Raw genomic sequence first — 13458 nt, 5'->3', positions numbered from 1 at the left:
GCGTACTGAGTCCGAGTGGGGAGGGCGCGTGGCGATGGAGGCCGGCCCTCGCGACACCGGGCGGGACGACACCCGGCGGGAAGCGGACCCGATGCTTCTCGGCGGAGCGGACGGACCCGCGGGCCTCGGGCTGCCCGCCGACCCCGCGCGGCTGACCCCCGACGGCCCGGACGCCCCGGACACCGCCGAGGCCGAGGCGGCCGCCGGACCCGAGTTCGAGGTCGAACTGCGGCCGCAGCGCCGCCTGCGCGTGTGGCAGATCGCCCCCATCGTGATGCTCGCCGCCGCCGGTTCGCTGATGTTCGCCTTCCCCCTCGCCTTCGAGTTCGGCGACGGCGGAGCCGTGGTCGCCATGCTCGGCTTCCTCATCAGCTGCTGCGCCGGAGGCTGGGGGATGATGGCCGCCCGACGGGTCGGCTACACCTGGCCCGGGCTTCCGGCCCGGGGGAGCGGCCGCCGCCCCGACTGGCGCATGGCCGCGCTGTACGCCGCGGTCGCACTGGTCGTCGTAGGCCTCGCTGTGTACCGGGTGGCCCGGCTCCGCTGACCGCCCCTCGGACGCTCCGGCCCCTCTGAGCTGCGGCTGGGTACGATGGGCGGGTGACGCAGACCACCCTCTCCTTCCTCAAGGGCCACGGCACCGAGAACGACTTCGTGATCGTCCCGGACCCCGACAACGCCATCGAGCTGCCCGCCTCCGCCGTCGCGAAGCTCTGCGACCGGCGCGCCGGCATCGGCGGTGACGGGGTGCTGCACGTCGTCCGGTCCGCCGCGCACCCGGAGGCGGCGCACCTGGCCGACGAGGCGGAGTGGTTCATGGACTACCGCAACAGCGACGGCTCCGTCGCCGAGATGTGCGGCAACGGCGTGCGCGTCTTCGCCCGCTACCTCCAGTACGCCGGCCACGTCGAACCGGGCGACCTCGCCGTCGCCACGCGCGGCGGCGTCAAGCGCGTGCACCTCGACAAGGGGGGCGACGTCACCGTCTCCATGGGCCGTGCCGCGTTCCCCGAGGGCGAGGTCACCGTCAGCGTCGGACCGCGCAGCTGGCCCGCCCGCAACGTGAACATGGGCAACCCGCACGCGGTCGCGTTCGTCGACAGCCTCGACGACGCGGGGAACCTGTTCACCCCCCCGCCGTTCAGCCCGGCGTCCGCCTACCCGGCGGGTGTCAACGTCGAGTTCGTCGTCGACCGCGGCCCCCGGCACGTCGCCATGCGCGTCCACGAGCGCGGCTCCGGCGAGACCCGCTCCTGCGGCACCGGCGCCTGCGCCGTCGCCGTGGCCGCCATCCGCCGTGACGGCGCGGACCCCGCAGCCACCGGCGAACCGGCCACGTACACCGTCGACCTCCCCGGCGGAACGCTCGTCATCACCGAACACCCCGACGGCCGGATCGACATGACCGGCCCGGCCGTGATCGTGGCCGCCGGTGAGTTCGACGCGGCCTGGCTCACCGAAACGGCTTTCTCCTGAAGCTTCCCTCTAATGGGTGATCCGTTTCACGCTGTGCGAGAGGTGGACTGCGCCACGTGGTGGGGTCGGTAACATCAGGCACCGGCCCTGAGGGCGCACCCCATGCCCGCCACCGCCGGTCGAAGCCGCCGGAGGTGCCCATGAGTGCAGAGGCCACGAACCCCGAAGCACACCCCGAAGCGCGCCCTGAGCTCCGCAGACGGGGCCGGAGCAGGATCGATCTGCGCCGGCTCGGGCGCGCGGCGCTGCTCGGGCCGACGTCCCGGGACCGCCTCCCGGACGCGATCGGCCACGTCGCGGAGGCGCACCGCGCCCACCATCCGGACGCCGATATGTCCATTCTGCGGCGCGCTTACCTCCTCGCGGAGAGCTCCCACCGCGGCCAGATGCGGAAAAGTGGTGAGCCGTACATCACACATCCGCTCGCCGTTACCCTCATCCTCGCCGAACTGGGCGCCGAGACCACGACCTTGACGGCCTCTCTGCTCCACGACACCGTCGAGGACACCGACGTGACCCTCGATCAGGTCCGGGCCGAGTTCGGCGACGAGGTCTGCTTCATCGTCGACGGCGTCACCAAGGTCGAGAAGATCGACTACGGCGCCGCCGCCGAACCGGAGACCTTCCGCAAGATGCTCGTCGCCACCGGCAACGACGTCCGCGTGATGTCCATCAAACTCGCCGACCGGCTGCACAACATGCGCACCCTGGGCGTGATGCGCCCCGAGAAACAGGCCCGCATCGCCAAGGTCACGCGCGACGTCCTCATCCCGCTGGCCGAACGGCTCGGCGTGCAGGCCCTCAAGACCGAACTGGAAGACCTCGTCTTCGCGATCCTGCACCCCGAGGAGTACGAGGGCACCCGCGCCCTCATCGCCGCCCACGCCGGCGAACGCGACCCGCTGCCCGGCATCGCCGACTCCGTACGGGCCGTCCTGCGGGAGGCGGGCATCAGCGCCGAAGTGCAGGTCCGGCCGCGGCACTTCGTCTCCGTGCACCGCATCGCCCGCTCGCGCGGCGAGCTGCGCGGCTCCGACTTCGGCCGCATCCTGGTACTCGTCGGCGAGAACGCCGACTGCTACGGCGTGCTCGGCGAGCTGCACACCTGCTTCACCCCGGTCGTATCGGAGTTCAAGGACTTCATCGCCACCCCGAAGTTCAACCTGTACCAGTCCCTCCACACCGCCGTCGCCACCCCCGAGGGGTATGTCGCCGAGGTCATCGTGCGCACCCGGCAGATGCACCGCGTCGCCGAGGCCGGCGTGGTCGCGCTCGGCAACCCGTACGCCACCGCCACGCCGGACGCCGCCGCCGACCCGGACGAGGAGCGGGTGGACCCCACCCGGCCCGGCTGGCTGTCCCGGCTGCTCGACTGGCAGCAGTCCGCCCCCGACCCCGACACCTTCTGGACCGTGCTCCGCGCCGAGCTGGCACAGGACCGCGAGATCACCGTGTTCCGGGCCGACGGCGGCACCCTGGGCCTCCCGGCCGGAGCCAGCTGTATCGACGCCGCCTACGCGCAGCACGGCGAAGCGGCCCACAGCTGTATCGGCGCCCGCGTCAACGGGCGCCTCACCTCCCTGTCCTCGTCGCTGTCCGACGGCGACACCGTCCAGCTGCTGCTCGCCCAGGACGCCTCCTCCGGACCGGCGGCCGAATGGCTGGACCACGCCCGGACACCCGCCGCCCGCATCGCCATCAGCAGCTGGCTGGAGACCCACCCCGACCGTGCCATGGCCACCACCACGGCCGCGCGGGCACCGCTGTCGGTGGTCGGAGCCCGGGGCGGCGGGGCCAACGCCGTCGCCGACCTGCCGGACGCCACCGTACGGCTGGCCGGGTGCTGCACCCCGGTGCCGCCGGACGCCGTCGCCGGCTTCCTGGTCCGCGGCGGAGCCGTCACCGTGCACCGCATCCACTGCGCGGCCGTGGCGCAGATGCGCGCCGTCGGGCGCACCTCCGTCGCCGTGCACTGGCGGGCGACCGCCGACTGCCGGGTCACCCTGCTCGCTGAATCGTTCGGCCGCCCCCATCTGCTGGCGGACCTGACCGAGGCCATCGCACACGAGGGCGTCGAGGTGGTCTCCGCGACCGTGGAACCCCCGGTCGAGGGCCGGGTCCGGCACACCTACACCCTGCAGCTGCCCGACGCGGCCGGGCTCCCCGCCCTGATGCGCGCCATGCGGGACGTACCGGGCGTGTACGACGTCAGCCGCGCCTAGACCGGTACGGCGCCGGAAGGTCCCGTTCGGAAGACCCCGTTCGGGTGGATCCGTCGCGCGCCGTACCCGGCCCCGCCGCGTGCGCTGGTAAGCGGTGGTGGATGCAGCTTTCCTCCCCCCGCCTGCGCGCCGCCCTGCTCGCCGCGGCCTCCCTGACCCTCGTCGCCGCGGTACTGCCCCCGCCGAAGCCCCTGGGCATCGGCGACCGGCTCTTCCCCGAGCTGGGGAACCCCGGCTACGACGTCCTCTCGTACGACCTGTCCTTCACGTACAAGGACAACAAGAGCCCCCTCGATGCGGTCACCGTGATCGACGCCCGGGCGACGGCGCCGCTGGAGCGGATCAACCTCGATTTCACGCACGGCAAGGTGGCGTCCGCCGAGGTCAACGGGGAACCCGCACGGTACGAGAGCGTCGGGGAGGACCTCGTGCTGACCCCGCGCCGCGCGGTGGCGGACGGCGGCCCGCTGCGCATCACGGTCCGGCACACCAGTGACCCGCGCGGCCGCGCGGACGGCGGCTGGGTGCCCACCGAGGACGGTCTGGCCATGGCCAACCAGGCGGACGCCGCCCACCGCGTGTTCCCCTGCAACGACCACCCCGCCGACAAGGCCCTCTTCACCTTCCGCATCAGCGCCCCCGCCGGGCTGACGGCCGTCGCCAACGGCTACCAGGTGGCCCCGGCCCTGCGCACGGGCCCCTCGACGACGTGGACGTACCGGACCAGGCACCCGATGGCCACCGAGCTGGCCCAGGTCTCCGTGGGCCGCTCCGCCGTCGTGCACGGGACCGGACCGCACGGGCTGCCGCTGCGCGACGTGGTCCCCGCCGCCGACCGGCAGCGGCTCGACCCCTGGCTGAAGAAGACCGCCGGCCACATCGAGTGGATGGAGGAGCGGGTCGGCCGCTACCCCTTCGAGAACTACGGGGTGCTGATCGCACGGGCAACGACCGGCTTCGAGCTGGAGACGCAGACCCTCTCGCTCTTCGAGAGCAGCCTGTTCTCCGGCGACGGCTACCCGGAGTGGTACGTCGAGTCGGTGATGGTCCACGAGCTCGCCCACCAGTGGTTCGGCGACAGCGTCACCCCGCGCACCTGGTCCGACCTGTGGCTCAACGAGGGACACGCCACCTGGTACGAGGCCCTGTACGCGGACGGGCTCGGCAAGTACTCCCTGGAGCGGCGCATGCGCGAGGCGTACCAGCGCTCCGACCAGTGGCGGGCGGCGGGCGGCCCCCCGGCCGCCCCGAAGGCCGCCGCGCCCGGCGAGAAGATCGGGCTGTTCCGGCCGGTGGTCTACGACGGCTCCGCGCTGATCCTCTACGCGCTGCGGCAGGAGATCGGCGCCCCGGCCTTCGACCGCATCCAGCGGCGCTGGGTCGCGCAGTACCGGGACGGGATCGCGGGCACGGCCGACTTCGTACGCCTGGCCTCGCTGGAGGCCGGCCGCGACCTCGGAGACTTCCTGGAGCCGTGGCTGTACGGGACGAAGACCCCGCCGATGCCGGGGCACCCGGAGTGGAGCGCGCCGCCGGCGGCGGACAGGACGGCCCCGGGCAAGACCGCGCCCGCCGGGAAAAGAGTGTGACCGCCGAGGAACGGGCATGTCACCATCGACGGGTCCGTTCGGGGAATCCCCGGGCCGTGTGACACGTTGGACGAGACAGCCAACGTGTCCCGCCAGGCGTGACACCGCTATTCGAATCGACGTAAGGATCCAATGACCTCCTCTTCTTCCCCTTCCCAGGACGAGCGGGACGCACGGGACGTGCGTGACCCGCAGAGCTTCACCGAGGGCCTTCGGGCCGACGCCCTGATGGAAGAGGACGTCGCCTGGAGCCACGAGATCGACGGAGACCGGGACGGCGACCAGTTCGACCGCTCCGAGCGCGCGGCCCTGCGCCGCGTGGCCGGCCTTTCCACCGAGCTCGAAGACGTCACCGAGGTCGAGTACCGACAGCTCCGCCTGGAGCGCGTCGTCCTCGTAGGTGTCTGGACCTCCGGCACGGTGCAGGACGCGGACAACTCCCTCGCGGAGCTCGCGGCCCTCGCCGAGACGGCTGGTGCCCTCGTCCTCGACGGCGTGATCCAGCGCCGCGACAAGCCGGACCCGGCCACCTTCATCGGTTCGGGCAAGGCCCGCGAGCTGCGTGACATCGTCATGGAGACCGGCGCCGACACCGTCGTCTGCGACGGTGAGCTCAGCCCCGGCCAGCTCATCGCCCTCGAAGACGTCGTCAAGGTCAAGGTGGTCGACCGGACCGCACTGATCCTTGACATCTTCGCCCAGCACGCCAAGTCCCGAGAGGGCAAGGCGCAGGTCGCGCTCGCGCAGATGCAGTACATGCTGCCGCGACTGCGCGGCTGGGGTCAGTCGCTGTCCCGGCAGATGGGCGGCGGCGGCGGTGGCGGCATGGCCACCCGAGGCCCCGGTGAGACCAAGATCGAGACCGACCGGCGACGGATCCGCGAGAAGATGGCGAAGATGCGCCGGGAGATCGCGGAGATGAAGACCGGCCGTGACATCAAGCGGCAGGAACGGCGCCGCAACAAGGTGCCCTCGGTCGCCATCGCCGGCTACACCAACGCGGGCAAGTCCTCGCTGCTCAACCGCCTCACGGGCGCGGGCGTGCTGGTGGAGAACGCGCTGTTCGCCACCCTTGACCCGACCGTGCGCCGGGCCGAGACGCCGAGCGGCCGCATCTACACCCTGGCCGACACGGTCGGATTCGTCCGGCACCTGCCCCACCACCTCGTCGAGGCCTTCCGCTCCACGATGGAGGAGGTCGGCGACTCCGACCTGATCCTGCACATCGTGGACGGCTCGCACCCGGCGCCGGAGGAGCAGCTGGCGGCGGTCCGCGAGGTCATCCGCGAGGTCGGCGCGGTCAACGTGCCCGAGATCGTGGTGGTCAACAAGGCCGACGCCGCGGACCCGCTCGTCCTGCAGCGGCTGCTGCGGATCGAGCGGCACTCCATCGCCGTCTCGGCGCGGACGGGCCAGGGCATCGAGGAACTCCTCGCGCTCATCGACTCCGAGCTGCCGCGGCCCGAGGTCGAGGTGGAGGCCCTGGTGCCGTACACGCGTGGCTCTCTGATCGCCAAGGCGCACGCCGAGGGCGAGGTGATCTCCGAGGAGCACACCCCGGAGGGCACCCTGCTCAAGGCGCGCGTCCACCAGGAACTGGCAGCGGACCTGGCGCCGTACGCGCTGGCGAAGCAGTAGTCCCGGGCTTCTGAAGACCGAGGGCCCCCTGCGGTGTGCAGGGGGCCCTCAGCCGTTCGTCATCGCTCCGGGCGGTCCGCCGCCGGCGGCTGCCGGTTACCGGCTGCCGCCTACTTGAACTTGTTGCTGACCGCGGTGAAGATGCCCTTCGCCTCCGGACCCAGCCGCGGTCCGGCCAGCCAGCCCGCCTTGGCCGGGCCGATCGAGGTGTTCGACACCAGCGCAGGCTTGCCGTCGGCGCCCGCCGCGACCCAGCCGCCGCCGGAGGCGCCCCCGGTCATCGTGCAGCCGATGCGGTACATCACCGGCTCGTTCGCCCTCAGGGTCAGCCGTCCCGGCCTGTCCGTGCACTGGAAGGCCTTCTGGCCGTCGAACGGGGCCGCCGCCGGGTAACCCGTCGCCGTCAGGCTCGCGACCTTCGGCACGGCGGGCGCGGCGAACTCCACCGGGAGTGCCGAACCGACCGTCTCCTCAAGGGACTTGCCACTGCCCTTCTCAGGCGTCACGTGCAGCACGGCGAAGTCGTACGGAGCGCCCGCGCCGCCGGTCGGACCACCGGTCGCGATCCACTGGTCGGAGGTCTGCGCCCAGTCGCTCCACCACACGCCGAACGGGGCCACCTGCTCGCGGGGCGCGCCCTTGAGCTGCGCCGACGGCTTGCCGGCGTTGTTGTAGGAGGGCACGAAGGCGATGTTGCGGTACCAGCCGCCCGCCTTGCCCGCGTGCACGCAGTGCCCGGCGGTCCAGACCATGTTGGACTTGCCGGGGTGGGCGGGGTCCTTGACGACGGTCGCCGAGCAGACCATCGAGCCCTCGGGGCCGTCGAAGAAGACCTTGCCGGACTCCGGAACGCTCTTGTGGTAGGGCGCGTTGGCCGGCTTGGCCGCCACCGGCGCCGGGGTCGGGTCGGTGACGCCCTGGTCCTTGCCCGCGTCCGGGTCGACCGACGGGCGCTGCGGCTGCTCGGCGTCACGCATGCGGTCCGGGTCCCAGAGGTCCTCGATGACCGGATTTATGTAGTCGCCCGCCTCGCGGAGCCAGTCCTCCTGCTTCCAGTTCTTCCACTCACCCCCCTTCCACTTCTCCAGGTCGATGCCGCGTTCCTTGAGTTTTTGCTTGAGCTGGTCCGGGATCTTGATCCCGTCCGTGTTCGGCAGGCTCGCCGCCACGGTCGGCTTGGCGTCGGCGCCGGCCTCCCCGTCGCCGGGGCCGCAGGCAGCGGCGGTCAGCACGAGGGCGGCCGCGCACAGCGTCGCGGTGACCGGTCGGTTCGGTCGCATGTAGTTCGTCCCCCTGGAGGTTCGAGGCGTGGAGTGGAGCCCCCCACTATGCCGCTGCCGCCGAGGACGACACAGCCCGGGTCAGCGGTTCCTTTTGCTCATTTCTTGAGTACCAAGGATCTTGCGCCCACCCGTGATCCGTCGCCGTCACCGTCGTTGGTACGTACGGGGGAGGGGGGAGCGTTGGTGTTCGAAGCGCAATCCGTAAGTGAAGTCAGTGCGGGAGGAGCGACACTCGTGGCACACACCGAGCCGGCCGGGGCGGCGGCCGCGACACAGACCCCGCCGCCGGGAATGCCGCGGACAGTGCCGCAAGCAACCCCCCAAGTGCCGCCGCAAGTACCGCCGCAGACCGGCCGCGCAGCAGGTCACGACGGCATCCTGCGCAGGCAGGCGCAGCGGGAGTCCGCAGCCCGGACGTACGCCCGCTCCCTGCCCATCGTCCCGGTGCGGGCCCGCGGGCTGACCATCGAGGGTGCCGACGGCCGGCGTTACCTCGACTGCCTTTCCGGCGCCGGCACCCTCGCCCTCGGACACAACCACCCGGTGGTGCTGGAAGCCGTCCGTGGTGTCCTCGACTCGGGTGCGCCGCTCCACGTCCTGGACCTCGCGACACCGGTGAAGGACGCCTTCACCACCGAGCTGTTCGCCAACCTGCCGCCGGCGCTGGCCGCCGACGCCCGCATCCAGTTCTGCGGACCCGCCGGCACGGACGCCGTGGAAGCCGCCCTCAAACTGGTCCGCACCGCAACCGGTTGTTCCGGACTGCTCGCCTTCACCGGGGCCTACCACGGCATGACCGCCGGCGCCCTGGAAGCCTCGGGGGGCGCTACCGAGGGACGCGTCACCCGGCTTCCCTACCCGCAGGACTTCCGCTGCCCGTTCGGCGTCGGAGGCCCCGAGGGAGCCGAACTCGCCGCACGCTGGACGGAGAACCTTCTCGACGACCCCAAGGGCGGCATCCCCCTGCCCGCCGGCCTGATCGTCGAACCCGTGCAGGGCGAGGGCGGGGTCAACCCCGCCCCGGACGGCTGGATGCGCCGCATGCGGGAGATCACCGCGTCGCGGGGGATCCCCCTCATCGCAGACGAGGTCCAGACGGGGGTCGGCCGGACCGGAGCCTTCTGGGGCGTCGACCACGCAGGGGTGGTGCCCGACGTGATGGTCCTGTCCAAGGCGATCGGCGGCAGCCTGCCCCTCGCGGTGATCGTGTACCGGTCGGGCCTGGACGTGTGGGCACCCGGCGCCCACGCAGGCACTTTCCGCGGCAACCAGCTCGCCATGGCCGCAGGCACCGCCACGCTCGCCTTCGTCCGCGAGAACCGGCTCGCGGAACGCGCCGCCGTCCTCGGCGACCGGATGACGGCGGCGCTGCGCGGCCTGGCCGCCGGCCACCCCTGCATCGGGGACGTCCGGGGCCGCGGCCTGATGATCGGCCTCGAACTCGTCGATCCCGACACCGGGGCCGCCGCACCCGCCCTCGCAGAGGCCGTCCGCCAGGAGTGCCTGGAACGCGGCCTGATCGTCGAACTCGGCGGCCGCCACAGCGCCGTGGTCCGCCTGCTCCCCCCACTCACCCTGACCGACGAGCAGGCCGCGGCGGTCCTCGACCGCCTGGCCGACGCCCTCCCGGCCGCCGCCCGCCGGACCCGCTGACCCGCACCGGAGGACCCGTGATGCCAGAGCCGCACCAGTCCACCCCGACCACTCCCCTCACCCCGACCGCGCCCTTCACGCCGAGCACACCGGTCCGCCCCAACCCCCTTGTGGACAACGCGGCTTCTGCCATCTCCGTGCCCGCGACCGCCCCGGAAGGGCCGGCCGACCCGCAGCCACTGCCCGACCCGGTCCGTACGGCGCCGACGCACCCCGAGCCCGCAGCCGCCGCCCCGGGACAGCCGGCCCCGGCGCCCGCCGCCGCACCCGCGCCCGCCGCCGACCCCGTGCGGGACCCTGCCCCGGCGCAGCCGCCCACCGCGCCCGCCCCGGCCGCCGGTGCGACGGCATCACCCGCCGCCCCCACCCCCGGGCGCGGGGAGCACGTCCAGGCCACCGACCCGCACAGCCCGGTGGCCGAGCCGGCCACCGGACACCGCGCCGCCGCCGACGCCCACATCGACGCCCACGCCGACGGGATCACGGCCGCTCACCCCCCGACGCCCGAGTCGACCCCAGTGGTGCCGTCCCCGCAGCCCGCCGCCGACACCGCGGCGACCGCCACCGTGCCGCGGCAGAAGGACGGCACCCCCAGAGCCCGCACCGGTTGGCCGGGCTTCGTCCGACCGGAACCGACCGCCGGACCCGACCCCTTGGACCACCCCGACCCGGCCCTCGCCGCCGAAGCCGCGGCGGTGGAGAACCTCCTGAGGTGCTGGGTCCGCGAATCCGGACTCCACCGCCCCGACGGCCCCGCCGACAGCCCCCTGCGCATCCCCCTTCCCGCATCGGGCACCGCCGTGCTGGTCGGTGTCCGCCACTGGTCCCATGCGGGCTGGCACCGTTTCGGCCCCGCCCGCCTCGAAGGCACCGCCGCCACCGCGCCGTGCCTGGACGCCGTCACCCTCGCCGCCCTCATCGCCCGTGAAGGTGCGGGCGACGGCCGCGGCAGCTCCGACCTCGTCGGCCGGGTCGCCGACTCGGTGCGCCGTACCACCGAGTTCATCGCCGACCGGCGAGAGCGTCCCACCGCCCCGGCCCCCGCCTGCGGGGACCGCTTCCTCACCGCCGAACAGTCACTTCTCCTCGGCCACCCCCTCCAGCCGGACCCGAAGAGCCGCGAAGGACTCTCCGAGACCGAGGCCCGTCACTACTCACCCGAACTCCACGGCTCCTTCCCCCTGCACTGGTTCGCGGTCGACCCCTCCGCACTCGCCACCGAATCCGCCTGGACCGAGCGCGGCCGCCCCGTCTCCGCGCCGCAACTCCTCGGCCGACTCGCCCCCGGACTTCCGCTGCCCGACGGCACCACCCCCCTTCCCCTGCACCCCTGGCAGGCCCGCGAGCTCCTCCAGCGCCCCTCCGTCACCGCCCTCCACGACGCGGGACTCCTGCACGACCTGGGCCCGCACGGCGAGGCCTGGTACCCGACCTCCTCCGTCCGCACCGTCCACCGTCCGGGCGCCCCCGCGATGCTGAAGCTCTCCCTGGCCCTGCGCATCACCAACTCCCGCCGCGAGAACCTCCGCAAGGAACTCCACCGAGGCGTGGAAGTGCACCGGCTGCTCCGCACCGGCCTCGCCGAGCAGTGGCAGGCGGCCCACCCCGGCTTCGACATCGTCCGCGACCCGGCCTGGGTGGCCGTGGACGCCCCGGACGGCACCCCCGTCGCCGGTCTCGACGCCCTGCTCCGTCACAACCCCTTCCGCTCGGGCGACGACGCCGTCTGCGTCGCCGCGCTCACCTCTCCCCGCCCATGGCCCGGCCGGACCACCATGAGCTCCCGGCTCGCCGAGATCGTCACCGGTCTCGCCTCCGCCACCGGACACACCACCTCAGCCGTCGCCGCCGAGTGGTTCCTGCGCTACCTCGACCACGTGGTCCTGCCCGTCCTCGCCTTCGACGCCCTCGCCGGTATCGCCCTCGAAGCGCACCAGCAGAACACGCTGGTGCTCCTCGACCCGGCCGGCTGGCCCACCGGCGGCCGCTACCGCGACAACCAGGGCTACTACTTCCGCGAATCCCGCCGCGCGGAGCTGGAGCAACGGCTGCCCGGTATCGGCGGCCGCAGCGACACCTTCGTCTCCGACTCCGTCACCGACGAACGCTTCGCCTACTACCTCGGCATCAACAACGTGCTCGGCCTGATCGGTGCCTTCGGCTCCCAGCGCCTCGCCGACGAACGCGTCCTCCTCGCCGCCTTCCGCCGCTTCCTCGCCAAGGCCGCGGGCCTCGGCCCGCTCCCCACGCGGCTGCTCGACTCGCCCACCCTGCGCTGCAAGGCGAACCTGCTCACCCGCCTGGGCGGTCTCGACGAACTGGTCGGCCCCGTCGACACCCAGTCCGTCTACGTCACCATCACCAACCCCCTTCACGATTGACGCGTCGGCGCCCGACGCGGAGGAGAGCCCCCGATGCGCCTCACGGACACCGCCGCCGATCCCGCCGCACCCGGCCTCGACGCCGCTGACGCGGCCAACGCCTTCGGCGCGCGCCGGCACACCAACGCACAACGACTCAACGCCGACCTGCTGCCCCTGCTCGCCGAGGCCGACCTGCTCGACTCACCGGCCACGTGGGGGAGCGTCGCCACCCGGGCCGGAGCCTTCCGCCTCGAACCCGTACGGCCGGGCCGAGACCTGGAGCTCCTCACCGCCTGGATGAACGATCCCGAAGTGGCCGCCTACTGGGAGCTCGCCGGCCCCGCCGAGGTCACCGCGGCCCACCTGCGGTCGCAGATCGACGGCAACGGCCGGAGCATCCCCTGCCTCGGCCTCCTGGACGGCACGCCGATGAGCTACTGGGAGATCTACAGGGCCGACCTCGACCCGCTCTCCCGCCACTACCCGGCGCGCCCCCACGACACCGGTATCCACCTGCTCATCGGAGACGGCACGAACCGCGGACGCGGGCTGGGCACGGCCCTGCTCCGTGCCGTCGCCGACCTGGTACTCGGCAACCGCCCCCGCTGCACACGCGTCGTCGCGGAACCGGACATCCGCAACACCCCCTCCGTATCGGCCTTCCTCGGCTCGGGCTTCCGCTGCCATGCGGAAATCGACCTTCCCGAGAAGCGCGCCGCCCTGATGGTCCGGGAGCGGGTGCTGCGCAACCTCCTCTGATCGCCGCCCCGCACGCCCCGACCGCCTCGTCGTCCGCACCTCTCCCTTGGAAAACTCTGCGTCGCGCAGCAAAGTTCCCGATCTTCGAGGCGTTTCGTGCCGATGCTCGCCGAGCCCGCCGACTCCTGCCGCAATTCATCCACTGCGGTCTGTTCATCGGAGTCTTCCGCTATCGATCGGCCTCTGCGAGGACCGCCTCGGCGTCCCGGAGGGCGCTTTCTGGTCGCTCGTACGGGCCGAGGCCCTGCGCCACCAGGCCCGCTTCCCGGAGCGGAAGGACCGCTACGAGCTTTTCGACCTGCTCGGCGAGCGCATCACAAGGCTGTGTCCCAACAGGAACCGGCTGTACGAGGACGGGTGCCGTGACCGCCCCGACCGCCCGCACGCCGTGCAGTACGGCACCGTGCCCAACCCCCTCCACCGGCCATGAATCCCCGTCGGTGTGCACCCGGTGTCAGCGGGGCCCCGTAGGGTT

General features: G+C 72.8%; 9 protein-coding genes and 1 pseudogene. 9 read left to right on the top strand and 1 reads right to left on the bottom strand.

The window, feature by feature from the left end; translation table 11 throughout:
• Nucleotides 1-34: 34 nt before the first annotated feature.
• The 5 genes from AB0F82_RS23665 (at nt 35) to hflX (ending at nt 6925) form a co-directional block, all read left to right on the top strand.
• The gene (locus AB0F82_RS23665; RefSeq protein ID WP_356810508.1) at nt 35-547 is read left to right on the top strand and encodes a hypothetical protein; all 513 of its coding nucleotides are present in this window, start codon (nt 35-37) and stop codon (nt 545-547) included.
• A gap of 53 nt (nt 548-600) precedes the next feature.
• On the top strand, nt 601-1476 hold the full coding sequence (gene dapF / locus AB0F82_RS23660) for a diaminopimelate epimerase (RefSeq protein WP_362631055.1): 876 nt from the start codon (nt 601-603) through the stop codon (nt 1474-1476).
• Nucleotides 1477-1616: 140 nt separating this feature from the next.
• Nucleotides 1617-3698, top strand: a complete 2082-nt coding sequence (locus AB0F82_RS23655; protein WP_362631054.1) for a RelA/SpoT family protein — start codon at nt 1617-1619, stop codon at nt 3696-3698.
• Between the two features lie 101 nt (nt 3699-3799).
• On the top strand, nt 3800-5287 hold the full coding sequence (locus AB0F82_RS23650) for a M1 family metallopeptidase (protein ID WP_362631052.1): 1488 nt from the start codon (nt 3800-3802) through the stop codon (nt 5285-5287).
• A 132-nt stretch (nt 5288-5419) separates the two neighbouring features.
• Nucleotides 5420-6925: a GTPase HflX gene (gene hflX / locus AB0F82_RS23645; protein WP_362631050.1), complete on the top strand. Its 1506-nt coding sequence runs from the start codon at nt 5420-5422 to the stop codon at nt 6923-6925.
• Nucleotides 6926-7035: 110 nt separating this feature from the next.
• Here hflX and AB0F82_RS23640 read toward each other — a convergent pair whose 3' ends face one another.
• Nucleotides 7036-8205, bottom strand: a complete 1170-nt coding sequence (locus AB0F82_RS23640) for a trypsin-like serine peptidase (protein ID WP_356810466.1) — start codon at nt 8203-8205, stop codon at nt 7036-7038.
• A gap of 294 nt (nt 8206-8499) precedes the next feature.
• On the opposite strand from AB0F82_RS23640, the gene AB0F82_RS23635 reads away from it, so the two are divergent.
• The 4 genes and pseudogenes from AB0F82_RS23635 to AB0F82_RS23620 form a co-directional block, all read left to right on the top strand.
• On the top strand, nt 8500-9861 hold the full coding sequence (locus tag AB0F82_RS23635; RefSeq protein WP_362631134.1) for a diaminobutyrate--2-oxoglutarate transaminase family protein: 1362 nt from the start codon (nt 8500-8502) through the stop codon (nt 9859-9861).
• A gap of 20 nt (nt 9862-9881) precedes the next feature.
• Nucleotides 9882-12242 (top strand): IucA/IucC family protein, encoded by a 2361-nt coding sequence (locus tag AB0F82_RS23630; protein ID WP_362631048.1) that lies wholly within the window; start codon nt 9882-9884, stop codon nt 12240-12242.
• 33 nt (nt 12243-12275) lie between these two features.
• A complete protein-coding gene (locus AB0F82_RS23625; protein ID WP_362631046.1) occupies nt 12276-12983 on the top strand; it encodes a GNAT family N-acetyltransferase in 708 nt (235 codons plus the stop codon).
• A gap of 125 nt (nt 12984-13108) precedes the next feature.
• Nucleotides 13109-13413 (top strand): annotated as a pseudogene (locus AB0F82_RS23620) (IucA/IucC family C-terminal-domain containing protein); the annotation flags it as partial.
• Nucleotides 13414-13458: the final 45 nt, after the last annotated feature.

Source organism: Streptomyces virginiae (assembly GCF_040638905.1).
GTDB lineage: Bacteria > Actinomycetota > Actinomycetes > Streptomycetales > Streptomycetaceae > Streptomyces > Streptomyces virginiae_B.
The sequence above is the reverse complement of the archived record's forward strand: the minus strand, read 5'-3'. Positions and strand labels throughout refer to the sequence as shown.

Bases quoted from the DNA above. Each gene is read 5' to 3' on its own strand.
- AB0F82_RS23665 (WP_356810508.1), top strand. From the start codon at position 35: ATGGAGGCCGGCCCTCGCGACACCGGGCGGGACGACACCCGGCGGGAA.
- AB0F82_RS23655 (WP_362631054.1), top strand. From the start codon at position 1,617: ATGAGTGCAGAGGCCACGAACCCCGAAGCACACCCCGAAGCGCGCCCT.
- AB0F82_RS23650 (WP_362631052.1), top strand. From the start codon at position 3,800: ATGCAGCTTTCCTCCCCCCGCCTGCGCGCCGCCCTGCTCGCCGCGGCC.
- hflX (WP_362631050.1), top strand. From the start codon at position 5,420: ATGACCTCCTCTTCTTCCCCTTCCCAGGACGAGCGGGACGCACGGGAC.
- AB0F82_RS23640 (WP_356810466.1), bottom strand. From the start codon at position 8,205: ATGCGACCGAACCGACCGGTCACCGCGACGCTGTGCGCGGCCGCCCTC.
- AB0F82_RS23635 (WP_362631134.1), top strand. From the start codon at position 8,500: ATGCCGCGGACAGTGCCGCAAGCAACCCCCCAAGTGCCGCCGCAAGTA.
- AB0F82_RS23630 (WP_362631048.1), top strand. From the start codon at position 9,882: ATGCCAGAGCCGCACCAGTCCACCCCGACCACTCCCCTCACCCCGACC.
- AB0F82_RS23625 (WP_362631046.1), top strand. From the start codon at position 12,276: ATGCGCCTCACGGACACCGCCGCCGATCCCGCCGCACCCGGCCTCGAC.